Origin of the sequence: Streptomyces sp. NPDC045470 (assembly GCF_040646595.1) — a bacterium.
Taxonomy (GTDB): Bacteria; Actinomycetota; Actinomycetes; order Streptomycetales; family Streptomycetaceae; genus Streptomyces.
Genome location: NZ_JBEZAN010000022.1, coordinates 15319 through 41730 on the forward strand (window position 1 = coordinate 15319; position 26412 = coordinate 41730).

Genomic DNA, 26412 nt, shown 5'->3' on the forward strand with positions numbered 1-26412 from the left:
CCGCCGTACCGCTACACCGTGACGTCGGCCGCTTCCACCGCGCCCCGTGCCCGCTCGTTGAGCTTGCTGTGCCGCCGGCCGTAGCCGAAGTACAGCGCGAGGCCGACCGCGAGCCACACCAGGAAGCCGACCCAGGTGATCAGCTGGAGGTTGAGCATCAGGTACAGGCAGCACAGCAGCGAGACCAGCGGGATGAACGGCACCCACGGCGTACGGAACGCGCGGGGCAGGTCGGGGGCGGTGCGCCGCATGATCAGCACACTGGCGGAGACCGAAGCGAAGGCGAACAGCGTGCCGATGTTGACCATTTCGGCGAGCAGGTCGAACTTCAGGAACGCGGCCAGCGCAGCCATGATCACGGCGAGCACGATCAGGTTGGCCTTCGGGGTGCCGTGCCGCGGGTCCACCCGGCACAGCGCCTTCGGCAGCAGCCCGTCCCGGGCCATCGCGAAGATGACGCGGCTCTGCGACCGGAAGCAGATCAGGCTCACCGCCGCGAGGCCGACCACCGCGCCGAGGCTGATGACCGTGGCGAAGAAGGGATGGCCTTTCGCGGTGAAGGCGTCGGCCAGCGGAGCCTTGACCGACAACTGCGAATAGTGCTGCATTCCGGTGACCACCAGGCACACCGCCACGTACAGCACGGTGACGATGATCAGCGAGGCGATGATGCCGATGGGCAGATCACGCTGCGGCCGGCGGGTCTCCTCGGCGGAGGTCGCCACCATGTCGAAACCGATGTAGGCGAAGAAGACCATGGCGGCGGCGCTGAGAATTCCCGCGACACCGAATGCCGTCGGGGTGATGCCCGTCAACAGCTGCAACAGCGGCGCCTGTAGTCCGGACACCTCGGCGGTGTGCTGGGCCTCCGGCACGAACGGGCTGTAATTCGCGGTGTCGATGAAGAACAGCCCGGCGACGATGACCAGCAGCACAATCGCCAGCTTGATGCCGACCAGCACATTGGTGACGCCCTTGGACAGCTTTCCGCCGACGACGAGCACCGCGCCCAGGACGAGCACGAGAAGCGCCGCGGGAAGATTCACCACGGCGTCGTCGCCCCCGCTCAGCGCGGCGGGCAGGTGCAGCCCGAGGCTGTTCAGCATCGATTGCAGATAACCGGACCAGCCGACCGCAACCACCGCGGTGGCCAGAGTCAGTTCGAGGCTGAGCGCCCAGCCGATGATCCAGGCGGGCAGTTCGCCGAGCGAGGTGTACGAATACGAGTACGCGGAGCCCGCGACCGGGACCGAGGAGGCGAATTCGGCGTAGCACAGCGCGGCGCAGGCGCAGACCGCGGCGGCGACGACGAAGGAGAGCGCCACGGCGGGCCCGGCCATGTTCCGGGCCACCGTACCGGTCAGCACGAAGATTCCGGTGCCGAGAATGACACCGACCCCGAGGATGGTCAGATCGAGCGCGGAAAGATCCCGGCGAAGTTGTTGTTCGCCCTCTCCACGAGCCTCCTTGACGGCTCGCTCCAAAGGCTTTTTGCGCAGCAGACTCACGGTGGGTGTTCCGAACTCTCTCAGGGGTACGGGAAACGGACGTACGCGTTCCCGGTCGGAGTCTCCGTCAGGCGTCCGCGTCCTCGCAACGTAACGCTCCGGCGTCTCAAATGCTGGGACCGGCGCCGGGACGTGGCGGACCGCGTGCGGGAAAGAGCCGGACCCGCGCGAACCGGTGCGGGCGGGTCGCAGCGCCGCACATTCCGTTCGTCCGCCGCGCCCGTCGGCTACAGTGGAGGACATGGCTTCCTGGTACTACTTCATCTGAGACCGGGCGTGACCGCGGACGGCTGACTCTTCGCCGCCCCGCCGTACGACCGGCAGCGCCGCCGCCCGCGCAGGATCACCTGTCGCCTGGCCGCCGCGCCGATTCTGCGGTCACCTTCTTGCCGCAGCCGCAGCCGCACCCGCATTTCGCATTCCCCTGCGCGCTGCCTTCCCGGCCTCCATCGGAATCCGGCCCCCGTGCGCAGGCGCACGGCGCGGCCACGACGTACCCAGGGAATTCCCGTGCGCTACCGTGCCCAATTGACCATGAAAGACGTCTCCCGCAGCTACGGCGACCGCACCGTGCTGGAGCAGGTGTCACTGACCGTCCGCCCCGGCGAGAAGGCCGGCGTCATCGGAGAGAACGGCTCCGGCAAATCCACGCTGCTCCGGCTGCTGGCCGGGGCCGAGGCACCGGACACGGGCGAGATCACCGTGTCGTTCCCCGGCGGCATCGGCCACCTGGGCCAGACCTCGCCACTCGACCCGCGCGGCACCGTCCAGGACGCCGTCGACGCGGCCCTCGCCGAACTGCGTGACCTGGAAGCCCGGATACGCGCCGCGGAAGCCGCGCTGGCCACCGCGACACCGGACGAACTCGACGCGTACGGCGAGCTGTTGACCACGTACGAGGAGCGCGGCGGCTACCGGGCGGACGCCCGCGTGGACGCCGCCCTGCACGGCCTCGGCCTGGGCCACCTCACCCGCGACCGGGTGCTCGGCTCACTCTCCGGCGGCGAGCGGTCGCGCCTGTCGCTCGCCTGCGTCCTGGCCGCCGCGCCCGAACTCCTCCTGCTGGACGAGCCCACCAACCACCTCGACCAGCAGGCCACCGCCTGGCTGGAGGCACACCTCGCGGCGCACCGCGGCACGCTGGTCGTCGTCACCCACGACCGTGACCTGCTCGAAGCGGTCACCTCGGCCATCCTTGAGGTCGACCGCGACCTGCGGACCGTCACGCGGTACGGCGACGGCTGGCAGGGTTACCGGACGGCGAAGGCCGCGGCCCGCCGCCGCTGGGCGCAGGACCGCGAGGAGTGGCTGGCGGAGGTCGCCCGGACCGCCGACCTGGCGGAGTCGGCCGGCCGACGGCTGGCCGGGACCGGCAAGGACCCGCACGAGGGCTTCGGCAAGCACCGCCGCTCGCACGAGGCGAAGCTGTCCGGCCAGGTCAGGGCGGCCCGGCAGCGGCTGGCCCGGCTCCGGCGCCACCCGGTGCCGCCGCTTCCCGTACCGCTCCGGTTCACGGCCGAACCGGCCACGGCCGCTCCTCCGGCGGTCGGGGCGGCGGAAGGGCTCGATGGGGCCGCCGCCCCGACCGCCCAACTGGCCGGCATCACGGTCGGCGACCGGCTGCGCATCGCCGAGCTGACCGTGCGGCCGGGCGACCGCCTTCTGGTGACCGGCCCCAACGGCGCGGGCAAGTCGACGCTGCTGCGTGTCCTGGCCGGTGACCTGCGCCCCGACACAGGTACCGTGCGCCGGCCGGCCCGTACCGGATACCTGGCGCAGGAACTGTCCGCCGCACCGCCCCGGCAATCCCTGCTCGCCGCCTTCGCGGCCGGTCTCCCCGGCTCGCCCGAGGAGCACGCGTCCGGGCTGCTGGCCCTCGGCCTGTTCCGGGAGGAGGACCTGACGGTCCCGGTGGCGGCCCTGTCCGTCGGCCAGCGGCGCCGGCTGGAGCTGGCGCGCCTGGTGACGCGCCCCGCCGACCTGCTGGTCCTGGACGAGCCGACCAATCATGTCTCCCTCGCCCTGGTCGAGGAACTGGAGGAGGCGCTGTCCGCCTACCGCGGCGCGGTGGTCGTGGTCTCCCACGACCGTCGCTTCCGCAGCGGGTTCCGCGGACGTGAGCTGGAGCTCGACGGCGGCCGGGCGGTGCGGGAGCGCGAGCGTCTCGCGGGGAGCCGCTGAACGGACGGTCGGCGGGCGCGCTCCGGGTGCGCCCGCCGTACCGAGGGCCGAGAGTGGAGGAGGAGCCCGCGAGGAGCCCGCGAAGAAAGGGTGAAGCGACAACCAGTCCGGTGGCGGAGGGGCATGGCGGCGCGGTGAACGGGCACGCGTGCGGACACGCCGGACGGCGGCACACGGCCGAGGGCCCGGTGCACCGGAACGTGTCCGGCGCACAAGGCCCACCGGCCGCACACGCCGCACAGAAACCGTCCGCACACGTTGCAACCGTGGAAAACCGGGCACCCGGAACACCGTCAAGACATCACCGTCAAGGCTGTCACGCCTGTCAGCCGGTGACCCGCGCACCCTGAGGAGGAAGCGCCATGCACCTCTCGCTCCTTCAACCGATCATCGACCGGCCGGGCCCCTGGGCCTCCGTGTACGCCGAGGTGCCGCACAGTACCGAGGACGCGGCCAAGCAGCGGGAGCTGTCGGCGGACGCGGCGGCCCGGCAGCTCGCGGAGCAAGGGGCGGACCGGGCCACGTGCGAAGCCGTGCGCGAGGCCCTGGCCGGATTCCGCGCCGACGGCGACACCGCGGCCCCCGCCGGGCGGGCGGTCTTCGCCACGGACGGCGAGGTCGTCCTGGACGCGCCGCTCGCCGGGCGCCCCGCCCAGTCGTTCGCGGCCTGGTCACCGCTGCCCAGAATCACGCCGTGGGCCGAGGCCGCGGCGGACAACGCCGGCTGCCTCGTCGTGTACGTGGACCGCACGGGCGCCAACTTCGAGCTGCACGACGACCGGGGCGGCGAGGAAGCCGGCCAGGTCGACGGCGTGGACTGGCCGATCCACCGCACCGCCACGGCGGACTGGTCCGAACGGCACTTCCAGACCGCGGTCGAGAACACCTGGGAACAGAACGCCGGCGAGATCGCCGAGGCCGCGCAGCGCGTCTTCGACAGCAGCGGCGCCAAGGTCATGCTGCTGGCGGGCGACCCCCGCGAACGCCGCTCGGTGCACGACAAACTCCCCGAGCAACTGCGCTCGGTGACCTACGAGAGCGACCACGGCGGCCGGGCCGCGGGCTCCGACAGCACCGCGCTGGCACGCGACATCGCCCACGTACGCGCCGCCCATGAGCGCGACCACGTGGCCGACGTCCTCGACCGCTTCCGAGCGGGCGCCGGAGTGGGCGGCACGGACCCCGCGTATGCCGCGACCGGCGTACCGGCCCTCGTCGAAGCGGCACGCGAACACCGCATCGACACCCTGATCATCACCCCCGGCGGCGCCGACGCCGGACGCGAGGTCTGGGTGGGCCCCGGCGCCGACCAACTGGCGGTCCGCAACTCCGAACTCCAGTACCTCGGCGAGACCAACCCGTCCGCGGCCCGCGCGGACGACGCCCTGCTCCGCTCGGCCGCCGCGAACGGCGCCGAAGCCGTGGTCGTCCGCGACCCCGCCGAAGCCCCCACCGGCGGCCTCGGCGCCATCCTCCGCTGGAGCACACCGACCCAGCACGAGTAGGGCCGCGTCAGCACCGGACCGGTGCCCGGGCAGTGCGGAGACTGCCCGGGCACCGGTCTTTTCCGTGCGCGAAAACGGTACGGAACGCGTCGGCGCGAGCGGGACACGCCAGGACCGCCCCGGAACCAGTACGCAGACCAGGAGGCCACCGCGAACCGGCCGCAACCGACCGCATTCCGGCCAACTCCCTTGCGGGGCAAGCAAGAAGGCTACCCATGCGGCCGGGACCCTACTCGCCATGGCCGTCACCCTCGCGGTCTTCGCCGCCGTCCAGATCCTGATGCCGGTCGCGGTCCGTCCGTACCTCCAGGAACCGGTGCACACCGACGTCGCGCTGGACCTCGCGGAGAGCACGTCGGGCCGCTACACGCTCCTCAGGTCGGGTTCCGGTGCCGGGGCCCGGGTGGATGTACAGGTGTCGAGGCCCGGTGACTGGGTCGTCTCCGGGGCGAGCCCGGTCCTCGACGGGGCGGGCCGGGACGTCGGCCGCAGTCTGGCCTGTGGGGAGAGTGCGGCGCCGGGCGGTGGCGGGGAAGCCGCCGGCTGCGCCGTCCCGACGGACCTGCACACGCGGATCGCCTACCAGCCCGCCGACCGCTACTGGGCCTTCCAGTGGTCCGAGACCGCGATCCACCTCGCCCTCGCCGGACTGGCGGGCGGGTTCTGCTCCTGGTGGCTGCGCCGGCGCAGGAGCTGAGACGGCCGGGCCCGCGCGGCGGGCTCCTTCCGCCGGGGTCGGCCATCGGGTCCAGGGCCGCCCCGGCAGACAGGGCCGAGCTGGTCAGGCAGAGCCGTAGGAACCGGCTGAAGGCGCCGTGACCTGCTTGCTTCCGGCCTCGGTGAAGACCGTCACCGTCAATTCGACCTTCCTCTCGCTCTTCCTCCTGTGGCCCACGCTCGCAGGCTAGGAGCGGGCGCACCGGCCGGACAGGGCGCATGTTCCGCGCCCGGTCGCGGAATCCGGGCGCACACCGGGCCGAACGGCGCGTCCGCCCCACAAGGCGCGAGTGCACCGGAACCGCCTGCCGGAGCGGACGGAACGGCGGGCACACTCTGGGCCTGGCGGCGGCCGCCGCGTTACGGTCCAAGACCACGGACCGCTGAACCGCACATCCACCAGGCGCGTTCCGGCCGCACCGGCCGCCGCTGGACGCGCACCGACGAGGAGGCCGACCTTGGCCCGTACCGCCCCCGCCCCTGACGCCGCGATCCGCGCCCGGCTCGACACCGTGCGCGACCCGCTGCTGTCGCTCGCCCGCGACCTCCACGCGCATCCCGAGACGGCGTTCGCCGAACACCACGCGGCCGACGCCCTCACCCGCCTGCTGGCGGACGCGGGCTTCGCCGTCGAACGCGGTACGGCGGGGCTGCCGACCGCTTTCACGGCCACCGCGGGACCGGCCGACGCCGACCTGACCGTGGGCCTGTGCCTGGAGTACGACGCGCTGCCGGACCTCGGCCACGCCTGCGGGCACAACCTGATCGCCGCCGCCGGGGCGGGCGCCGCCATCGCGCTCGCGGCGGTCGCCGGCGACCTCGGGCTGCGGGTGAAGGCGCTGGGCACGCCCGCGGAGGAGGGCGGTGGCGGCAAGATCCTCATGCTGGACGCGGGAGCCTTCGACGACGTGTCGTGCGCGCTGATGGTCCACCCGGGACCGGCGGACGACTTCGGCGGCACGTCCCGGGCCTCACGCGGCGTGCAGGCGGAGTACCGGGGCCGCGCCGCGCACGCGGCCATCGCGCCGTACGACGGCCTGAACGCCGCCGACGCGTGCGTGGTCGCGCAGACCGCGCTGGCCCTGCTGCGCCAGCAACTGCCCGACGGGGTACGGATGCACGGCATCGTCACGCACGGCGGCGACCGGACCAACATCATCCCGGCGCGGGCCCGGATGAGCTGGCAGTTGCGCGCCGACACCCTGGACGAACTGGAGACGTTGTGGCCCCGCATCCGGGCCTGTTTCGAGGCGGGCGCGGTGGCCACCGGCTGTGAGCTGACGCTCACCGAACCGTCCCCCGCCTACGCCGACCTGCGCCAGGACGCGTGGCTCGGCGACACCTACGCACGGCACGTACGGGCCCTCGGCCGTGACCCCGAGCCCGCGGTGTTCATCGGGGCCTCCACCGACATGGGCAACATCAGCCAGGTGCTGCCCGCCGTCCACCCCAGCATCGGCCTGTCCTGCCACGCCCGGCCGCACACGGCGGAGTTCGCGGAGGCGACCATCGGCGAACACGCCGACCGTGCGGTGCTGGACGGCGCCCTGGCCATGGCCCTGACGGCCGCGGACCTGGCCGCCGATCCTGAGCAGCGGGCCCGGGTCACGGCGGCTCACCATGCCCGGGCCCGTCCCGCCGGTACGCGTCAGGGGTGCTCGTCGGCCGGTTCGCCTCTCGGGTGACCCGCCGCGTTCTGCTGCTCCTCCAGGTTGGTGGAGAACGTGTCCCCCTCCTTGCCGACCCGCTCGTCCTCGTCCTCGTCGTCCGTGACGTCCAGCTCCGCGTCCTCGAACTCCTTGACCAGCTCGTCAGCGGCGGAGTCGGTGTGCCGGCGGTCGTTTCCCGTGGATCCCATGGAGCGGTCCTTCCTGTGGGCCCGAAGGCCGTGCGGCCCGGCGGGCCGGTCGTCCGGCCCGCGCCGCGGCCCGGGCCTCGCGGTGCGGTGCGGTCGCCGGGCGCCGGTGGTACCAGGCGCCCCACGCACCAGCGGGTTCCCCGCCGTGCGGTGATCATGCCCCGGGGCCGGCGGCCCGTTCGCCCGTACGGGTTTCCGGTGCCGTACGGGGGCTACCCGGTGCTGCGGCCGTGCGCGGCGGGCCGGGGGACGGGCGTCCGGCCGGTCCCGGTCCGCCGCGACCACCGAGACCAGGAGGTGCGTGGGATGTTCCGAGCGATCGCGGACGTGCTGAGGGCCGTGGGCAGCACGCTCGCGGCAGTCGTCACCCTGCCGTTCAGGGCGCTGGCCCGGCTGTTCGGCGGCGCCTCGGGCTCGGCCCGCCGACCCCGCCGGACCGGCGCCCGCCGACCCCGCCGGATGGGCACCCGCTGACCCCGCCGGACCGGCGCGGGAACCGGGCCGGCGGCAGGCGAAGGGCAGGACGAAGGCGGCAGTACGAAGGCGGGCAGTAGGAAGGCGGACGGCCGTTTCGCGGCCGTCCGCCTTCGTGTCCGTGGTCCGGGGTCAGCCGGGCAGCGCCGGGCGGTTCCAGTGCCGGTGTGCCGCGACCGCCTCGGCGAACGCGCCCGTGAAGTCCTGGGCCGTCGCCCCGGCCGAGAGCCGGTCGGTGACGATACCCACCTCGGAGACGGTCGCGTCACCGTCGGCCGCCGTACGCAGCTCGCCCGGAAGCTGGTCCGCCAGCTTGTCCACGCTCGCCCCCAGGGCGCCGATCGGCTTGCCGTGGCGGTAGGCGCTGCGGACGAACCGCAGGGCCGCGTCGTCGGCGGCCGCGTTGCCGGAGTCCAGGCCGCCCGGGGGCAGCAGCACCGCGTCGTAGAGCACCGAGGCGACGGTGGGCAGGGCCCGGTCCACGGCGAGGGTGCTGCCGTCCTTGTCCTGAACGGTGCCGTCCTGTGGGGCGAGCAGCTCCACGATCGCGCCCTGTTCGGTCAGCGCGTCGCGGACCGCGATGGTCTGCGCCGCGTCCACGCCGTCGGAGACCAGCACGGCGATCTGCCGGGTGCTGATCGAGCCGTCCCCGCGGTTGTTCTCGAAGCTCAGCGCGGGGGAGGGGGCCGGCTGCGGCGTGTTCGGGCGCTCCTGCGGCGCGGGGACGCCGACGCCCTCGGCGACCGCGACGGCCAGCGCGTGGTCCACGTACGAGAGCTGCTCGACCGTACGGGCGCGTACCTCCTTGGCACCCACCTTGCCCAGCTCGAAGCGGAACGCGTCGACGATGTGCTTCTGCTCCCAGTCGGCCATGCTGTGCCAGAACATGGCCGCCTGCGTGTAGTGGTCCTCGAAACTGGGGCTGCGGCGCCGGATCTTCCGGCCGTCCACGCGCTCGGTGTAGTGCCGGAAGGCCGGGTCGTCCGGGTCGGCCAGCGCGGGGCAGCCGCCGCCGAGCGAGTTCGGGTGGTAGTTGGCGCCCCGGTGGATCTCGTTCTGGTGGTAGCCGTCGCGCTGGTGGTTGCGGACCGGGGCGACCGGCCGGTTCACCGGGATCTGGGCGAAGTTCGGCCCGCCGAGCCGGATCAGCTGGGTGTCCAGGTAGGAGAAGTTGCGGGCCTGGAGCAGCGGGTCGTTGGTGAAGTCGATGCCCGGGACGACGTTCGCCGTGTGGAACGCGACCTGCTCGGTCTCGGCGAAGAAGTTGTCGGGGTTGCGGTCGAGCACCATCCGGCCGATGGGCTCCACCGGGACCTGCTCCTCCGGAATGATCTTAGTGGCGTCCAGCAGGTCGAAGTCGAACGCGTGCTCGTCCGATTCCGGCACCAGTTGTACGCCCAGCTCCCACTCGGGATAGGCACCGGCCTCGATCGTGTCCCACAGGTCCCGGCGGTTGAAGTCGGGGTCCCGGCCCTGCGCCTCCTGGGCCTCGTCCCACACCAGGGAGTGCACGCCCAGCTTCGGCTTCCAGTGGAATTTCACGAAGGTGCCTTGACCCTGCGCGTTGACGAACCGGAAGGTGTGCACGCCGAAGCCCTGCATCATCCGGTAGCTGCGCGGGATGGCCCGGTCGGACATCAGCCACATGATCGTGTGCAGCGTCTCGGGCTGCAGCGAGACGAAGTCCCACAGCGTGTCGTGCGCGGAGGCACCCGTCGGGATGTCGTTGTGCGGCTCCGGCTTCACCGCGTGCACGAAGTCCGGGAACTTGATGCCGTCCTGGATGAAGAAGACCGGGAAATTGTTCCCCACCAGGTCGTAATTGCCCTCCGAGGTGTAGAACTTCGTCGCGAACCCGCGTACGTCACGCACCGTGTCGGCGGACCCGCGCGGGCCCTGCACGGTGGAGAACCGTACGAATACCGGGGTTTTCACGGACGGGTCCTGGAGGAAGGCGGCCCGGGTGAATTCCGCACACGACCGGTACGGCTGGAAATACCCGTACGCACCCGCACCGCGCGCATGCACCACCCGTTCCGGGATCCGCTCGTGATCGAAGCGGGTGATCTTCTCCCGGAAGTGGAAGTCCTCCATCAGGGTAGGGCCGCGCTCGCCGGCCTGAAGGGAATCGTCGGTGTGGTCGACCGGCACGCCCTGGTCGGTTGTCATGGGCCCGGAGGCCGGGTCTTCGGCGCGGAAGCGGTCACGCTGTTCTTGCTTCGGGTCGGCCATCGGATTCTCGCTCCTTGTCTGCCCTGTCCACTCGTGTGCGGGCGCCCGTACGACGAATGCGCGCCGCGTCCGGCGACCCGGCGCGACGGCACTCCGCCGGGCTGGGTATCCGGCGGGCCGGGAAACCAAACATGCATTTCGGCCCGGTCGGATGACGGGGTGCAGCGACGTGTGAGCGCTCCGCAGGCGAGCCGCCGCTGATCGTCCTATGCTCGGTGTGCAGACGTTGGGCGTATGCCGCGTACCAGGTCGGACCCGGTGTGCGGGCAGCCGGAGGCTGTCCGGAAGGTGTGCCTCCGCCGTCTCGGAGACGACGCCCAGACCCCGCGTCCGTTGGGAGAGTGGTCCCGTGAGCACACCTGCCACGGCTCCGTCACGCCGCCGACGAGCCTTTCCGGACACCCCGGACGCGGCCGAGACGAACGCCGTTTTCACACGCCTGGCAGAACTGCCCGAAGGCCCGGAGAAGAGGCGGTTGCGCGATGAACTAACACGCGCCTGGCTGCCGATGGCCGTACGCCTCGCACTGCGTTTCCGGGACCGCGGTGAAAGCATGGACGATCTGAAACAGGTGGCCGCACTGGGGTTGGTGAAGGCCATCGGCGGGTACCGGCCCGAGCGTGGCAGCGCATTCGAGAGTTACGCGATCCCCACCATCGTGGGCGAGGTCAAGCGGCATTTCCGGGACTGCACCTGGGGCGTGCACGTACCCCGTCGCGTCCAGGAACTCCGCAACACCGTACGGATCGCCGTGCGCGAACTGGCCGCGGCCTCCGACAGTCGTTTCCCGACCGTCTCGGAAATCGCCGAACGCACCCGGCTCTCCGCCGACGACGTCATCCTCGGCCTGGAAGCCATCGAAAGCTACAAAACCCTTTCGCTGGATGCCGAGCGGCCGGGCGCCGACGACGATTTCGCCCTCCGTGACAGTATCGGTTTCACCGAGTCGCAGTACGAGCTGGTGCTCGCCCGGGAAACGGTGCGCGACGGTCTGCGCGGCCTTCCGGAACGGGAGCGCCGCATCCTGTACATGCGGTTCTTCTGCGACATGACGCAGAGCCGCATCGGCGAGGAACTGGGGCTGTCCCAGATGCACGTGTGCCGTCTCATCAAGCGGACCTGCGCCCGCATTCGCGAGCAGGCCGACGGGACCGGCCCCGAGGCGCCCGCCAGTTCGGTTGCGGCATGACCCGGTGAAATGACATGCGGTCCCGCCTTTCCTGGTAGGACCGCAGTAGCAGTGCTGGACACAATGGTGGAGAAGGGCCGGCTTTACATGGGCGAGTGCCAGATGACGTTCGTTCCCGGGGTGCCGTCGTGGGCCACCCTCCTGACGGGGGACCTCGACGTCGCGACGCGTTTCTACGGACCGCTGCTCGGCTGGCGGTTCGAGGCCGGGCCGGACCGGTGGGGCCCGTACGTACGGGCGATGGCCGGGGACACGGCGGTGGCGGGGCTGAGCGCGGCCGCCCGCCACACCGAACTGCCCAACGCGTGGACGACGTACTTCGGTACGCGCAACGCGGACGACGCGGCGAACGGGGTCCGGGAGCGCGGCGGCACGGTCGCCATCGGCCCGCTGGACTTCGACGCCGGCCGGCTGGCGCTGGCCGCCGACCCGGCCGGGGCCAACTTCGGCCTGTGGGAGTGCCGCGAGAGCGTCGCCGGGACCAACCGGCAGCCGGTCGGTCCCGGCGCGCCGGTCTGGGTGGAGCTGCGCACCCGGGACGCGTTCGACGCCGCGCGGTTCTACGGCGACCTCTTCGGCTGGTACAGCGAGGCGGACGGCAGCCCCTTCGACGTGCGCTGGGAGGACGAGCGGGTGGTGCTCAGCGTCGACGACCGGGACGCGGTGGGCCTCTACGGCGGCGCGATCGAGGCGGCGGCCGACCCGCAGGTACGGCCGCGCTGGAACATCCACTTCCAGGTGCCGAGCGTCGAGGAGGCCGTGGAGACCGCGAAGAAGCTGGGCGGCCAGGTGGAGTCCCAGGCCGAACGCACCCCGCACGGCCCCGTGGCCGAACTGCGCGACCCGGAGGGCACCCTCTTCCACATCATCGGCGCCGTCACCTGAGCCCGCCGGGCCCACCGGCACGGCCCCCCCCGATCCCGCCGGGATCACCGCACAGCCACGCCCCGATCCCGCCGGGACCACCGCCCGCCGCGCCGACCGGAACTACCGCACCGCCACCAGCACCGCGTCCTCGCCGAACTGCCAGACCGGCGCGGCGTGCCGGAACCCGGCCCGGCGCAGCAGCCGTACGTGGTGGGACAGCGGCAGCCCGTTGTGCACGCTGTGCGCCGTGTGCCGGGCGCGGCGGGCGGTGAACGGGCCGGCCAGTTCCGGGTCGGCGGCGGCAGCGGCCCACCAGGCGGCCCAGTCCTCGTGACCGGGCGGCCGCTGCCGTTCCGCCCGCCGCAGCCCCACCTGCGCCGCCACCTCCGCCGCCCGGTCCCCCCGCGGGCTGCGGAACCGGTCGCTGTTGACGAGCACACCGCCGGGCCGGACGAGACCGGCGAGGTCCTCGTACGCCCGGCGCAGCGCGTCCGGCGCCAGGCAGTGCAGCGCCGTCGACGAGACCGCCGCGTCCAGCGGGCGGTCCAGGCCCAGGGCGCCGGTCCAGCCGGCCGCGCCGACCGGCGCCTCGACGAACCGCACGGCGTCGCCGTGGTGGGTCCGGCCCAGAGCCAGCAGGACGGGGTCCTTGTCCACCGCCACGACGTCCGCGCCGGGCAGCCGCCGGGCCAGCCGCGCGGCCAGCGACCCGGGCCCGCACCCCAGGTCCAGGACCAGCGACCGCTCCTGCCGCGCGGTGACCTTCTCGACGGCATCGGCGACGACCGTGAAGCGCTCCTCACGGTCGATCGCGTACCGCTGCTGCTGTCGTTCCCACCGCCGCACCCACAGGGCGGCCGTAGCCGTGCTCAGTCCCATCCGGTCGCGCCACCTCAGCCGTCTCGCACCTGTCCGCCGGTGGTCCTCAACCTACAGGTGAAAACGGTTTCCAATGGCGTGCTGTCACTCCAAAGGGGGCACTCCGCACTCCGCAGGGGACGCCCCCCCCGGTGGGTCAGGCGCACGCCCCCAGCACGTCCAGCAGCCGGTCGATCTCCGCCGGTGAGTTGTACGCGTGCAGACTCACCCGGACCGAGCGCTGCCGCTCGCCCCCGCTGCCCTGGCAGAGACTGTCGGAACGGACCATGAAGCCGTGGTCGAACAGCGCGAAGCCGAGATCGCCCGAGTCGATGGCGCGGTGCCGGAAGGTCACGATCCCCTGCCGCCGCTGGATGTCCGCGTCGGCCGCCAGACTGCGCCGGCAGCCCACGACCTCGTACGCGGGCAGGTGGCGCAGCCCCTCGGTCAGGCGGGCGGCCAGCGCGGCCGCCCACCGCTCGACGCGGCCGGTGCCCACCGTGTCCAGCCAGTCGAACGCGGCCAGCAGGCTCCGGATGCCGGTGGTGTTGGGGCTGCCGTCCCACCCGCCGGGCACGAAGGCCGGCCCCCGCGCGTTACGGGCCCACACGGCACCGGAACCGGGCAGCGCCAGGGCCTTGTGCCCGGAGAAGACGGCGAAGTCCACGTCCAGGTCGGCCAGCGACACCGGAATGTGGCCCACGCTCTGCGCCGCGTCCAGGCAGATCGGCACGTCCGGGCCCACCGCCTGCCGGATGCGGTGCACGTTCATGTCGCCGCCGTAGACATGGTGGACGTGGGTGACCGCCACGAAGCGGGTCCGCGGCCCGGCCAGCGAGGCCAGGGCCGCCGGGTCGTAGTCACCGGATCCCGCCTGGTACGGCATCGGGCGGACCCGTATGCGCAGACCCTGCCGGGCGAGCAGGTCCCGCACCTCCAGCCACGGGACGATGTTCGCCTGGTGGTCGGCGAGCGGGACCACGATCTCGTCGCCGTCGGACAGGGTGCCGGCCAGCCAGTCGTGCGCGACGGCACGCAGACCCGCCGTCGCCCCGCTGACGAAGTGCACCCCGGAACGTTCCGGTTCCGGATCGCCCAGGAACTCCTTGATCCGCTGCCGGGTCTCCTCGACCAGTGCCGTGGTCCGGTTGGCCCAGGTGTAGGTGCCCCGCCCGGCGTTGGCGTTGCCGGTGGTGAGGTAGTGCAGCACGGCGTCCAGCACGGCCTGCGGCTTCTGGGTCGTGGCGGCGTTGTCCAGATAGGCGAGTTGCGGGGCGCCCGTGATGATGGGGAACTGGGCGCGTACGCCGGTGTGCCAGGCGTGCAGTTCGTCCAGCGCCGCGGTGGCGGGCACGTTCGTCGTGGTCATCGGCCGTCACTCCCGTACCAGTGGAGCGCCCGCGTCGCGCCAGGCGATGATCCCGCCGCGCAGACTGCGGACATCGGGATGGCCCATGCGCGCCAGCAGCGCGGCGTACTTGGCGGACTGCTCGCCGACCGGGCAGGCCAGCAGCACGGGCCGGCTCTTGCTGAACGGCAGCCCGCCGCGCACCAGTTCACCGAAGAGCTCGTCGACGATGTTGACCGACCCGGCGATGTGCAGCGCGGTGTAGGCGAACGGGCTGCGCAGGTCCACGACGAGCGGCTGGTCGTCCTCGATCCACCGGCGGGCGTCCTCGACGTCGACGTCCGGCGCACCGCGTACCTCGGCGTCGGAGAGGGTGGCCACGGAGTTCGGCTGCGGCGGCCGGCCCAGCAGCTCGGGACGCCGCTGCCGTATGTAGCCGAGATAGCTCTCGATGCGGTCGCACACGATGAACACGGCGGTGCGGCGCCCGGCCGGGCGGTCCGGACCGGAGTCGGGGCCCGGCGCCGGGCCACTGTCCAGCTCCCGCAGGTGCCGCACGGCACCGAAGTACGCGGCCCCGCTGGTCGGCCCGGCCAGGATGCCGCACCGCCGGGCCAGCGTCAGCATCCCGTCGATCGCTTCGTCGGCGGTGACGGAGGCGATCGTGCCGTACGTACCCGGGTCGAACAGGCCGACCTCCTGCACCTCGTCGATGGTGCGGATGCCCGGTACGAAGTCCGCCTTGTGCGAGACCAGCCCGACCACCTCCACCCGGGGGTCGTGCTCCCGCAGCACCCGGGCCACCCCGGTGGACGAGCCGGCCGTGCCCACACAGGCGATGAACCAGTCCGGTGCCCGGCCGTCCAGATCCTTGATGATCTCCGGGCCGGTGCCCTCCACATGAGCCTGGGTGTTGCGGTCGTTGTAATACTGATCCGTGTACAGGTATGCGCTGCCCGGCTCGGTGAGCGTCTGATGGAAGTGGGTCAGCGGGTCGTCGGTATTGGTCGGGTCCAGACACTCGGTCTGCCCCGGCAGCTCCTCCACCTCCGCGCCCAGCAGCAGGAGAAGATCCTTGATCTCCGGTATACGCATCCGGTTCGTGACGGTCTTGAACGGTACCCCGTGCATACCGGCGAGCACGGCCAGTGCCTTGGCCGTGTTGCCGCTGGACAGTTCGATGACGGTGCGGTCCTCGCCGGCGGCGGTGGACAGCCCCGGGCGCACCATGTTCCAGGCCGCCCGGTCCTTGACCGAACCGAACGGGTTCAGCATCTCCAGCTTCGCGTACAGGTCGACGGTGCGCAGGCCGTGCACGGACGGATCGATGCGTACGAGCGGGGTGTTTCCGATGGCGTCGGTGATGCGCTCGAACCTCATGCAGGCCCTTTCGTCCGGCGGTTCACGTGCGGCCAGTACTGTTCGTCCAGGCACCAGTGCCAGGAGGCGTCCTCCCGGCCGGTGCCGTCGGCCGGCCCGTCCTGCCATACGGCGACCTTGCGGGCGACGGGCTGCTGCTGGGCCTCGTCGGCGCTGAAGTCCATGCAGTACCCGGCGGTGTTGGCGAAGGCCAGCAGGTCCCCGGGGCGCGGTGCGCTCGGCAGGTGGACCGCGCGCCGCGTGATCATGTCCGCCTCCAGGCAGAGGTTGCCCGCGAGGAAGCAGGTCACCGGCCCGGCGTCCGGGGCGCCGCCCGGCGCGGCGCGCGGGACGAGGACCGGGTCGACCAGGACGCCGTGCTCCTCCAGGCCGATGTCGTCGGCGTTCGCGTCCAGCCGTACCAGGAGGTGGCCGGGGCCCGTACGGCCGGCGGCTTCTGCGCGGTCGGCGGTGTCCGTCCGCTCGGCGGTGTCCGTACGGCGCACCTCCAGCACCCGCGCCAGAGTGACTCCGCACTGGTCCACCAGCGCGCGCCCGGGTTCCGTGTGCAGCTCGTACAGGTTCTCCAGCAGCAGGGTGGCCAGCGGGCGGCCCAGGGAGGGGGCGGGGAGCGAGAGGAGCGCGTCCAGGTACTGGGCACCGGCGGTCGGCCGGTGGGCCGGGTACAGCGCGAGGGCGCCGCGCAGCGTGCCGTTCTCGTTGCGCAGCCCGTAGGTGTGGCGGCGCCAGGTCATGGGCGGGCGGGTACCCAGCGCGGCGTTGGTCAGCTCTGTCGTGTACCGCTGCCACTGTGCGCCGTCGGCGAGGTAGTCGGTGCCGAAGCCGCCGCCGATGTCGACGGCGCGCGGTGTGAAGCCCCGGGCCCGGCACGTGTCCAGGGCCTTGACGCACCCTTCGAGCGCCACCGCCTTCTCGGCCGGGCTGGTCGTGTCGAGGTGGTAGCCCACGCCGGTCAGCTCCACCGCGTCGCGGTGCCGTTCCACCGACTTCAGCAGGCCGTCCAGCTCCGCCTCCGCCGTGCCGAAGCGGCTCTGCCGGGTCAACAGCCGGACACCGGGGGCGCAGAAGCCGGAGAGCCGCAGCAGGATGCGGACGCGGGGGAGGCCGTAATCCCCTACCAGGGCGGCGAGTTCGTCCAGTTCCACCGGGCTGTCGATGTTCACGGTGGTGCCCGACCGGGCCGCCAGCCACAGGAATTCCGGGTTCTTCGGCCCGGTCGCCATGACGCGGTCCGGTACGAACCCGGAGCCCAGGGCGTGCTGGAGTTCGCCGAGGGAGGCGACGTCCACGGCGGCTTCCGTGGCGGCGAGCCGCCGTACCAGGGCGCTGGAACGGTTCGCCTTGTGCGCGAAGAAGATGCCGCCGCTGAGGTGGTGCCGGCGGTACACGGCCCGGAAGGCGTCCAGGTTCTCGGCCATGCGGTCCGGTAACACCACGTTCAGCGGCGACCCGAGCCCGCCCGCGAGCGTATGGAGGAACGTCCTTGCGCGCAGCAGGGACGCCAGCCGGGACTCCAACCGCGGTTCGAGGTACAAGGGAACGTCCATACGCAATACTTCCCCCGGTACGGACCCCAGGCCACCTCATCCGCGGAACCGGCCGGGGCGGACCGGCCGCGGACGCCGCCTCCCCGCCACCTTGCCGACATCTCTCGGCTGCCGGTCCGTCGGCCGGTCCGCCGTCCCGCGTCCGGTCCGCCGTCGGCCCGCGGCCGATCCGCTGTCGGTCACGCGGCGTCGGTACGCGACTCCGTCAGATGCCGGACGCCGGATCGTACGGCCCAGAAGAAGACCGCGAGTGCGAAGGCCGCCACGACCAGCGAGTCGTAGGGAGCCGGCAGCCGGGTGGAGCCCCCGAAGCTGCCCAGCCACGACAGCACGGTCAGCACCGCCAGGTACGTCACCAGCCAGGCGCCGGTGCGCAGTTCGGCGAGCAGCGGCAGTCGCCGCCCGGCGTCGTCCCGGTCGCCGACGGCGTCCGCCGGGCCGTTCCCGGAACGCCGCATGGCCAGGAAGATCAGCAGTCCGGCGAGGACCAGCGGCAGGGCCAGGCGCAGGGTGTGCCAGCCCGACCAGTACACGAACTCGCTGGCCACCACGAAGCTGACGGGCGCGATCCAGCGCAGGCCCGGCACCCAGCCGGTCGTGCTGCTCCCCGGGTCGGCGAGGAACACGGCGGCGGCGACCGCGGAGGCGCCGTAGATCAGCAGGTACATGTTGCCCATGACGCTCACGATGTCCTGCCAGCCGCCGAACGGCAGCAGGAAGATCACGATCACCGCGAGGTTGATCGCCAGTGCCCGGCGCGGCACCCCGAACCGCTCGTCGACCTTCATGAAGAACCGCGGGATCGTGCGGTTCTTGGCGAGCGCGTAGGTGTGCCGGGCGTTGATGGCCACGCCCACGTACGCCGAGCCGCCGGGGGAGACCACCGCGTCCGCGTACAGCAGGCTGGACAGCCAGTGCAGGTTGAGGATCAACGCCAGTTGCCCGAACGGGGACTCGAAGGAGACACCCTTCCAGCCGCCGCCGAGCACGCTCTCGGGGACGGTGAACAGGAACGCCACCTGGAGGGCCAGGTACATGGCGACGGCCAGGGCGATGCCGGTGAGGACGGCGGCGGGGATGGTCTTGCGCGGGTTACGGGCCTCGCCGGAGAAGTCCAGCGGCGCCTGGAAGCCGTTGACCGAGTAGACGATGCCGCCGCCGGCCAGCGCGGTCAGGCAGGCGGCGTAGCCGTACGGCGCGAAGCCGCCGTGGTCGGTCAGGCGCCCGTCGTGCCAGCCGGAGGCGATGAGCGCGATCACGGTGACCACCGGCACCGCGATCTTGAACACCGAGACCAGGTTGTTCAGCCGCGCGAACATCCGTACCGCGTACCAGTTCAGCGCCGTCAGGACCACGCTGAGCGCGGCGGCGACGCCCACGCCGGTCAGGGTCAGGGTGTGGCCGCTGTAGAGACCGGGCACGTAGTGCGCGGCGTACTGCATGATCGCGCTGATCTCGGCCGCGGTGCCGCCCACCGAGAGCAGCACCGACCAGCCCACCAGGGTGCCGACCAGCCGGCCGCTGGCGAACAGCGGCCAGCGGACCGTGCCGCCGCCCTCGGGCCGCGACGCGCCCAGTTCGATCATGACCAGGGCGACCAGGCCGCACAGCAGGCCCGCGCCGATCCAGGACAGCAGGGACGCGGGGCCCGCCGTCTGGGCCGCGTACAGGGCGGCGAACAGCCAGCCGGACCCCACGATGTTCGAGAACCCGATCGCGGTGAGCCCCCAGAACCCCAGGTCGCGGCGCAATCGGCGCTCCTGCGCCACCACGGGCGCACCGGCCTCGTCGACCTCACCCGTCACCTGACGTTCCGACACCGAACTTCCTCCCTGACGTCCCTACCGACGGCGCACGCCGCCCGGGCGCGGTGTGCGCCGTCGGATGCGTGCCCCTGCGGATTCTGCCGTTCCGACGCGGCGCGGACGCACGTCACCACGCGCGACCGGGCCTCGGGTGTCCGAAATGCCCGGTCGGGAGGGGAGGGGGCCGGCGGCAACCTCGGTGGCGCGCCTGCCGGTAGAGAGGGAGATTACGGCTGTGTGAAATCTACGTGCTGTTGTTCGAAACGCCCCCTGATCGGGGGCGTGAGACGGGGCGCGCTCCACGGCATCGCGCCCCGCCGCCCGCCGGTCAGCTGCGCAGCGGGCCCTCGCACGTGAAGGACGCGCTCCCGGAGCGGCCGTCGGACCAGACGTCCACGGCCCCGAAGGAGCAGTCCATGTCGGCGAGGTTGTCGGCCACGGCACCGGCCCGGTCCAGCAGGAAGTAGTCGACGGTCTCCGACATGTCGGCGAAGACCCGGTCGGGGTTCCGGGCGTCGGAGAGGTTGGCGGTGATCCGACCGGTGCAGGTGAAGCGGGCCCGGCCGCCCGTCTCCCCGCTGCCCGTGCAGGCGGGTGTGACGGAGGTGGCGGTGGCGAAGGCGGCCCGGACCTCGGACGCCTCGGCGAAGCGCAGCGAGGCGACCGGGTGGAAGGTGGTGCGGGGCACGTACAGGTCGCCGACCTCGGCGATCCGCGCGTCGAGGAACGCGTCGTACGCCCGCTGGAGCGCGCCGTCCGCGCCCAGCCTGCTCCGCCAGGCGTCGAACCCCTTCGGGTCGTCGGCGCGCTGGTAGCCGTACATCTCCCGGATCAGTGACGGGCGCTGCTGCCACAGGAACGCGAAGAAGGTGCCGGCGTAGTGGTAGAAGCGGAAGCCGTCGCCGGCGTACGTGGCGTGCAGCAGCCGGTCGACGCTCATCCGCGGGCCGCCGCCCGCCGTGTCCGCGATGACGCCCTCGACCAGCGATTTGCGCACCCGCACCCCGTCGTCGCGGGTGCCCCCGGCGAAGAACTCGGCGGTGCCCTCGTCCATGGCCGTGGTGAGGTCGCCGGTGTACCAGGGCGCGTCACCGAAGCTGCCGGGAACGGCCCAGCGGCCGTTGAGGTAGTGGGTGTACTCGTGCCGGAACAGCTCTTCGAGGGTGAGGGTGGATTCCTGCGGCACGCGCCGCTGGTACGTGTAGAAAGTCGCCCCGTTCTCGATGTAGACGCCGCCGTTGTCGGTGCCCATGCCGGTCAGCAGCGGGTGCATGATCTCGTACTCGGCACGGGACGCGTACAGGTGGACATGCAGCGTGGCGTTGCTGTCACCGGCCAGCGGCGTGTCCGCGCCGAGCACCCGGAAGAACTGGGACCTGACCTTCTTGCTCGCGTAGTAGAGCTGGTCGACGGTGGTCCGGTCGAGTGCGGTACGGACTTCGAGGGTGCCACGGTCGTAGGTGTACGTGTGCGGGAAGATCTCGTTCTCGATCTGCGGGAGGCAGACGCCGTACCGCGCGCAGACGCCGTAGTAGTTCAGCCAGCCCGCCACACCGGCCCACGGGGCGCTGCGCCGGCCGAAGTTGTTCTCCGCGACGGTCAGCAGTGCGCCGAGGTCGCTGACGACGGCGGGCTTGAGGGAATCGATCTGCCCGAAGCGGCCGTACTCGCCCAGGGCGTCGCGCACCGCCCAGGCGTTCACCGTCCCCTTCAGGTGTGTGTGCCCGCAGAAGGCGCGGAATGCGGCGCGGTACGCGGCGTCGGCGGTGACGGCCGCCCGGAAGGCGGTGTCGTTGTTTCCGGGGTACACGCCGAGGTAGTTGACGGTGAGGGCGGCGAGGGCGGCACCGCCCCACACCGGGTCCGCGGCGGTCGGCTTGCCGGGCCCCATGGTGCCGAGAACCTTCATCACCAGCGGAAGCTGGTGCTGGCGCAGCCCGGGCGCGCTCGCCGCGGTGAGGGCTTCCCGTAGCGTCTCGGCGTTGTGCCGGGTGGGCTCGAAGGTGCGGGCCGCGCCCCCGTACGCGGCGACGGCCGCCCGCATCGCCCCGACCGTGGGCGCGTCCGTCACGTCGATCTCGCCGCGCGAGAAGTCGTGGTAGACGACGGCGTGCAGGTAGGTGAACAGCTCGTGGAGGTGGGTGGCGTCCGTCGCGTCATGGCCCGGCGCGAGCGCGCTGATCCGGCGGGAAACGGCTTGTACGTGCGCCCGCGACATCACGGGGGCCAGCCGCGCGTCCCAGGTCCAGATCAGGCCGCGCAGACAGCCCTCGACGGTGACGGCCGGGTCGGTGAGGAAGTCCGTGAGGGCGTCCGGGGCGAGGCGGGTCAGCGCGTCCAGGGTGCAGGGGGCCTCGGTGCTCGGGCGGTGGGGCGCGTCGGACGTGTCCCGCGCCAGGTCGCCGGGGGTACGGCCCCGGGGGACGCGGCCGTTGCCGGGCGGCAGGTCCCGTGCCGCCGGATCGGGGGCGTCGGCGAACCGGTCGGCCCGGTCGGTGCCGTTGCCGGCCGTCCCGTGGGAGGAGGCCGTTGCCGGGCCGGCTGCTGTCGGGGAGGCGGCCGTCGTGGCGGCCGACGGCCGGGCGGGTGCCGCGTCTTGGGCGGCGGCCTGGGCTGCGGGGAGGGCGAGGCCTACCGACAGGACGGCGCTGAGCAGGCCCTTGCGCACAGTGCGTAACGGAAACACCGGCTGCTCCTGTGTAGAGGCGTGTACGGCACGTACGCGCACGCGCGACCGGCGAACTGGCGTATGTAAGGCGGGAGTTGACGCCACGACGGGCCGCTGTGCGCCCCGTAACCTAGTAATGTGACATTGCACTGACAACCCGTCGGATACGCCTTTCGGTCCTCGGCTGCTCAACGCTTCCGATTGTGCGACGCCTCCGATGTGCGACGCTCCCGGCCCGCTTTCCCGGGGGCAGTCCTCGCCCTCTGCCGCTTTCAGGGCCCCGAAGCCGTACGGGCCCGAGTCGTACGGACCGTCCTCCGGCCGCCCCGCGCGGCCCGCCGCTCGGCGGACTCGTCCCCGGGCCGTGCCCACAGCGACCTCACGTGCCCCAGGTGGCGCGCCATGCACGCCTCCGCCCCCGCGGCGTCGCCCGCCAGCGCCAGGTCCAGCAGTTCCAGGTGCTCCTGTGCCGAGGGCAGCAGCTCACCGCGTTCGTCGAGGCCGGTCAGCCCGTACAGCCGGGAGCGTTTGCGCAGGTCGCCGACGGTCTCCACGAGCCGCGCGTTGCCCGAGAGAGCCAGGAAGCCCAGGTGGAAGCGGCGATCGGCTTCCAGATAGCCGATGAGGTCGTGGTCGCGCGCGGCTCGGACGATCTCCTCGGCGAGCGGACGCAGTGCGGCCAGTTGTTCGCGGACGGCCAGCCGGACCACCCGGCCCACCGTCGGCACCTCGATCAGGGCCCGGATCTCCGCGAACTGGTCGAGATCCCGCTCGCTCACCTCGGTGACCCGGAACCCCTTGTTGCGCACCGGCTCGACCAGTCCCTCACGCGCCAGGTCGAGCATCGCTTCCCGTACGGGCGTCGCCGAGATGCCGAACCCGGCGGCGAGTGCCGGGGCGGAGTGCACGGTGCCGGGGCGCAGTTCGCCGGCGATCAGCGCGGCGCGCAGGGCGTGCGCCGCACGGTCGCGCAGCCGCTCCTGGCCGGTGATCGGTCCGAGGTGCTTCACATCGCCCCCTGGGTGGGCCCCTCGCCGGGGCTCCGTACCGGCGTCGGACAGGAGCCCAGCGTACCGGGGTGTTACGCCAAGGGGGCGCTGTACACGAGCTGTTGAGATGAGCCGTTCCCCGTGCGGCCGGTGTCCTCGGCGCCCCGGCGACCTCAGCGCTCCCGGGGGACCTGAGGGCCGCCCGGCTCCGGAGGCGCCGGTGCGTGCCCGCGCTGATCGTCCGCGGCCTTCGCTTCCGCCTCCGGCAGGCGGACGGTGAGTTCGGCGACGGCGCCGCCGTCGGGCGCGTTGGAGAAGCGCAGGGTCGTACCGAGGACGCGTGCCTGCCCGACGGCGATCGTCAGTCCGAGGCCGTGCCCGCCGCCCTTCCGGCCCTTCCCGGGCCGGGTGCGGAAGCGCTGCGGGCCTTCGGCCAGCAGCTCGTCGGGGTAGCCGTCCCCGTGGTCGCGCACCGTGACGACCGGCCCGTCGACGGTCACGACCACCGGCGGACGGCCGTGCTTGTGCGCGTTGGCGACGAGATTGCCCAGGACGCGCTCCAGCCGCCGCTGGTCGGTCTCCACCCGGCAGTCCCGTACCACCCGGACCTCCGCCGTGCGCCCGGTGGCCCGTACCGCGCGCTCGGTCAGCGGTCCGAGCCGGTGCACGTCGAGATCGGCGCGCTCCACCTCCGCGTCCAGCCGGGAGATCTCCAGCAGGTCCTCGGTCAGCCGCCGCATGGCCTGGACGCGCTCCTGCACCATCTCGGTGGGCCGCCCGGCGGGCAGCAGCTCGGCGGCCGCGTGCAGACCGGTGAGCGGGGTGCGCAGCTCATGGGCGACATCGGCGGTGAACCGCTGCTCGCTGTGCAGCTTGCTCTGGAGGCTCGCGGCCATCGCGTCCAGCGCGGCGGCCACGGCGGCGGTCTCGTCCCGCGCGTACCCCGGGCACCGTGCGCGGGGGTCGTCCACCCGCGCGTCGAGGTCGCCGTCGCTGATCCGGCGCGCCACCTGCGCGGTGCGGTGCAGACGCCGGGTGACGCTCCTGGTGGCGTAGATGCCCACGACGAGCGTCAGGGTGATGGCGACGGCCGACGACCCGATGATGGCCTGGTCCAGCCCGCTGATGACCGCCGCCCGCTGGCTGTAGTCCTGGCCGACGGCCAGCGCCTTGCCGTCGGCGGGGGTCACCGCCCACATCGTCGGGCGGCCGTCGCGCTCACCGAGCTGAGTACCGCGCTCGCCCCGCCGCGCCATGTCGCGCAGCGCGGGCGGCAGGCCGGGCGGGTCGAGGCCCGCGTCACGGCTGAGCGGTTCCCCGGCGACGTACGTCTCGACCACCGAGTCCAGCCGGTCCAGGGCCGCGTTCCGGGCCTGCTCCTCGCTCTGCCGGCTGACCAGGACGTGGACCAGTACGCCGAGGACCGCGGCCAGGAAGCAGCACATCACCATGATGAACAGCGCGGCCTTCCAGCGCAGCGTCGCCGTCCAGGAAGGCAGGCGGCGCCACCGGTGCGTGCCGCGCCGGGCCCGTGTCTGCCCGGGGAACGGCCGGGAGCGGGGGAGGTGCACAGTGGTTCCAGTCGGTGGTCATGGGGGCGCGAGCCGGGGGGAAACCCTACGTCGAATGATGTTGGCTCCCCTCCGTTGCGGCAATCCGGCGATTGCGTAACGAAGGCTCATAGGTGTTTCCGTACCTGTCCGGGCCCCGGTGCCTCGGCCGAGCAGGCTGGTCCTGAGGTGGGTGCGGAGTTCCGCCGCAGAGCCTTCCGGCGGCGTGTCGGCGACCTCGACCTCGACCTCGCCCTCGACGAGCTGCTGTCCCGGTCCGGTCATGAGGCCCACCAGCTCCCGGGGCGGGTTCGCCGGATGTGGAGTCGGGGCCCTGCGTGGTGCCCGGAATCGCGCCGATGCGTCGAGCCGACGTCCCCCTGGCCGCTCCGGTCGAACATGCATTCCTGTGTTGGTGCTCGACGGACTCGGCGACTCGAAGTCTCAGGGACCGAAGCTCAGGGCCTCGGGATCGCAGGCGCGCATTCCCGTCCCGGCCGACGTCGCCGCCCTCACCAGCGTCACGGCGGCGTCGCGGGCGCGCAGGGCCGCATCCGGGGTGCCGCTGATCGTGGCCGTCGTGATCGCGCCGTCGATCAGCAGCGCCAACTGCTCGGCCAGCGCGGCCGGATCGTCGGCCGGCAGTTCCCGGACGAGGCCGGAGACGTACGCGTGCACGGCGTCCTTGTGGTCGCGCGCGGCGCGGGCCACACCGTCGGAGACGGCGCCCAGCTCGCCGAAGGCGTTGATGAAGGCGCAGCCCCGGAAGCCCGGCGTGGTGAACCAGGCGTGCAGCCAGTCGAAGACGGCCGCGGGCGCGTCCTCGGGCGTGGCGGCGTGCTCCTTCACGTGGCCGGCCAGGGCCGCGCGCCAGCGCTCGTCGCGGTGCCGCAGGTAGGACTCCACCAGCTCGTGCTTGGAGGGGAATGCCTGGTACAGCCGCTTCAGGGACACACCGGACGCGGCGCGGATCTCGTCCATGCCCACGGCCTGGATGCCTCGGGCGTAGAACAGCTCCTCGGCGGCGTCGAGCAGCCGTACCCGGGCTTCTTCCTGGTGCACGAGGGCCTCCCCCTGTCGCCGAGAACGATCGTTCTCTAGAGTAGCGGACAGCGCGGAGAACGACCGTTCTCCGTGTGGTTCCCCCTGCAAGGAGTCCGTGATGACGTCACGCCCCCCGCTCCCGCCGTTCGACCGGGAGAGCGCGCTCAAGAAGGTCCGGGCCGCCGAGGACGCCTGGAACACCCGCGACCCCGAACACGTCGCCCTCGCCTACACAGAGGACACGATCTGGCGGAACCGGGACACGTTCCTCACCGGCCGCGCCGAGATCACCGCCTTCCTCCGCCAGAAGTGGTCGCGGGAACTCGACTACGCCCTGCGCAAGGAACTGTGGTCCTTCGAGGGCGACCGGATCGCGGTGCGGTTCCAGTACGAGTTCCACGACGCCGCCGGCCAGTGGTGGCGCAGCTACGGCAACGAGCTGTGGGAGTTCACCGGCGAGGGCCTGATGCGGCGCCGCGAGGCCGCCATCAACGACGTACGGATCAGCGAGGCGGAGCGGCGCATCTTCGGCCCACGGCCGGCCGAGGAGGCCGAGGCTCTCCTTCCGGTCCGGTGACCTGAGCCCGTACGCTTTCCGGCGCCGCAACGCGCTCCGCCCCGCCGGGAGTCCCGGCGGGGCGGAGCCGTGCGGTGGTCCGGCGCGTCGTTGGCGACGACGGGCGCGCCGGGAC

20 protein-coding genes are annotated in these 26412 nt (G+C 72.5%); 8 read left to right on the forward strand and 12 right to left on the reverse strand.

The window, feature by feature from the left end; genetic code table 11:
* Nucleotides 1–11: 11 nt before the first annotated feature.
* Nucleotides 12–1508, reverse strand: a complete 1497-nt coding sequence (locus tag AB0A97_RS35800) for an amino acid permease (RefSeq protein WP_361158310.1) — start codon at nt 1506–1508, stop codon at nt 12–14.
* Between the two features lie 534 nt (nt 1509–2042).
* Between AB0A97_RS35800 and abc-f the strand changes: the two genes are divergently transcribed.
* The 4 genes from abc-f (at nt 2043) to AB0A97_RS35820 (ending at nt 7596) form a co-directional block, all read left to right on the forward strand.
* Nucleotides 2043–3689, forward strand: coding sequence for a ribosomal protection-like ABC-F family protein (gene abc-f, locus AB0A97_RS35805; RefSeq protein WP_361158556.1), 1647 nt, complete (start codon nt 2043–2045; stop codon nt 3687–3689).
* Between the two features lie 362 nt (nt 3690–4051).
* Nucleotides 4052–5194 carry a Vms1/Ankzf1 family peptidyl-tRNA hydrolase gene (locus AB0A97_RS35810; RefSeq protein WP_361158313.1) on the forward strand — a complete coding sequence of 381 codons (1143 nt, stop codon included), beginning with the start codon at nt 4052–4054 and terminating at the stop codon, nt 5192–5194.
* Nucleotides 5195–5432: 238 nt separating this feature from the next.
* Complete coding sequence (locus AB0A97_RS35815) at nt 5433–5891, forward strand: hypothetical protein (protein WP_361158315.1); 459 nt, start codon at nt 5433–5435, stop codon at nt 5889–5891.
* 478 nt (nt 5892–6369) lie between these two features.
* Nucleotides 6370–7596, forward strand: coding sequence for an amidohydrolase (locus AB0A97_RS35820; protein ID WP_361158318.1), 1227 nt, complete (start codon nt 6370–6372; stop codon nt 7594–7596).
* On the opposite strand, the gene AB0A97_RS35825 is transcribed toward AB0A97_RS35820, so the two are convergent.
* Entirely contained in the window at nt 7560–7769 is a 210-nt protein-coding gene (locus AB0A97_RS35825) for a hypothetical protein (RefSeq protein WP_361158320.1), read from the reverse strand. The two genes, AB0A97_RS35820 and AB0A97_RS35825, sit on opposite strands and share 37 nt — an antisense overlap.
* A 306-nt stretch (nt 7770–8075) precedes the next feature.
* Here AB0A97_RS35825 and AB0A97_RS35830 point away from each other — a divergent pair, with 306 nt between their 5' ends.
* Complete coding sequence (locus AB0A97_RS35830) at nt 8076–8243, forward strand: LPFR motif small protein (RefSeq protein WP_361158322.1); 168 nt, start codon at nt 8076–8078, stop codon at nt 8241–8243.
* 132 nt (nt 8244–8375) lie between these two features.
* On the opposite strand, the gene AB0A97_RS35835 is transcribed toward AB0A97_RS35830, so the two are convergent.
* Nucleotides 8376–10475 (reverse strand): catalase, encoded by a 2100-nt coding sequence (locus tag AB0A97_RS35835; protein WP_361158325.1) that lies wholly within the window; start codon nt 10473–10475, stop codon nt 8376–8378.
* Between the two features lie 349 nt (nt 10476–10824).
* Here AB0A97_RS35835 and AB0A97_RS35840 point away from each other — a divergent pair, with 349 nt between their 5' ends.
* Both AB0A97_RS35840 and AB0A97_RS35845 read left to right on the forward strand, forming a co-directional pair.
* A complete protein-coding gene (locus AB0A97_RS35840; protein WP_361158328.1) occupies nt 10825–11664 on the forward strand; it encodes a SigB/SigF/SigG family RNA polymerase sigma factor in 840 nt (279 codons plus the stop codon).
* A gap of 51 nt (nt 11665–11715) precedes the next feature.
* Nucleotides 11716–12549 (forward strand): VOC family protein, encoded by an 834-nt coding sequence (locus AB0A97_RS35845; RefSeq protein WP_361158331.1) that lies wholly within the window; start codon nt 11716–11718, stop codon nt 12547–12549.
* Nucleotides 12550–12651: 102 nt separating this feature from the next.
* Here the strand turns inward: AB0A97_RS35845 and AB0A97_RS35850 are convergent, their stop codons facing one another.
* The 9 genes from AB0A97_RS35850 to AB0A97_RS35890 all read right to left on the reverse strand — a co-directional run bounded on the left by AB0A97_RS35850 (nt 12652) and on the right by AB0A97_RS35890 (nt 25738).
* On the reverse strand, nt 12652–13410 hold the full coding sequence (locus tag AB0A97_RS35850; RefSeq protein WP_361158334.1) for a class I SAM-dependent methyltransferase: 759 nt from the start codon (nt 13408–13410) through the stop codon (nt 12652–12654).
* Between the two features lie 136 nt (nt 13411–13546).
* A complete protein-coding gene (locus tag AB0A97_RS35855; protein WP_361158336.1) occupies nt 13547–14758 on the reverse strand; it encodes an aminotransferase class V-fold PLP-dependent enzyme in 1212 nt (403 codons plus the stop codon).
* A 6-nt stretch (nt 14759–14764) separates the two neighbouring features.
* The gene (locus AB0A97_RS35860) at nt 14765–16117 is read right to left on the reverse strand and encodes a pyridoxal-phosphate dependent enzyme (protein ID WP_361158338.1); all 1353 of its coding nucleotides are present in this window, start codon (nt 16115–16117) and stop codon (nt 14765–14767) included.
* Nucleotides 16114–17664, reverse strand: coding sequence for a Y4yA family PLP-dependent enzyme (locus tag AB0A97_RS35865; protein ID WP_361158341.1), 1551 nt, complete (start codon nt 17662–17664; stop codon nt 16114–16116). Before AB0A97_RS35865 ends, AB0A97_RS35860 begins: the two co-directional genes overlap by 4 nt.
* Nucleotides 17665–17843: 179 nt before the next feature.
* On the reverse strand, nt 17844–19415 hold the full coding sequence (locus tag AB0A97_RS35870; RefSeq protein ID WP_361158559.1) for an APC family permease: 1572 nt from the start codon (nt 19413–19415) through the stop codon (nt 17844–17846).
* A 382-nt stretch (nt 19416–19797) separates the two neighbouring features.
* A complete protein-coding gene (locus AB0A97_RS35875; RefSeq protein WP_361158344.1) occupies nt 19798–22155 on the reverse strand; it encodes a collagenase in 2358 nt (785 codons plus the stop codon).
* Between the two features lie 254 nt (nt 22156–22409).
* Nucleotides 22410–23147 carry a GntR family transcriptional regulator gene (locus AB0A97_RS35880; RefSeq protein ID WP_361158346.1) on the reverse strand — a complete coding sequence of 246 codons (738 nt, stop codon included), beginning with the start codon at nt 23145–23147 and terminating at the stop codon, nt 22410–22412.
* A 152-nt stretch (nt 23148–23299) separates the two neighbouring features.
* Nucleotides 23300–24577 (reverse strand): HAMP domain-containing sensor histidine kinase, encoded by a 1278-nt coding sequence (locus AB0A97_RS35885; protein ID WP_361158562.1) that lies wholly within the window; start codon nt 24575–24577, stop codon nt 23300–23302.
* Nucleotides 24578–25120: 543 nt separating this feature from the next.
* Nucleotides 25121–25738 (reverse strand): TetR/AcrR family transcriptional regulator, encoded by a 618-nt coding sequence (locus AB0A97_RS35890; protein ID WP_361158348.1) that lies wholly within the window; start codon nt 25736–25738, stop codon nt 25121–25123.
* 100 nt (nt 25739–25838) lie between these two features.
* Between AB0A97_RS35890 and AB0A97_RS35895 the strand changes: the two genes are divergently transcribed.
* A complete protein-coding gene (locus AB0A97_RS35895; protein ID WP_361158351.1) occupies nt 25839–26297 on the forward strand; it encodes a nuclear transport factor 2 family protein in 459 nt (152 codons plus the stop codon).
* The last annotated feature ends 115 nt before the right edge of the window (nt 26298–26412 follow it).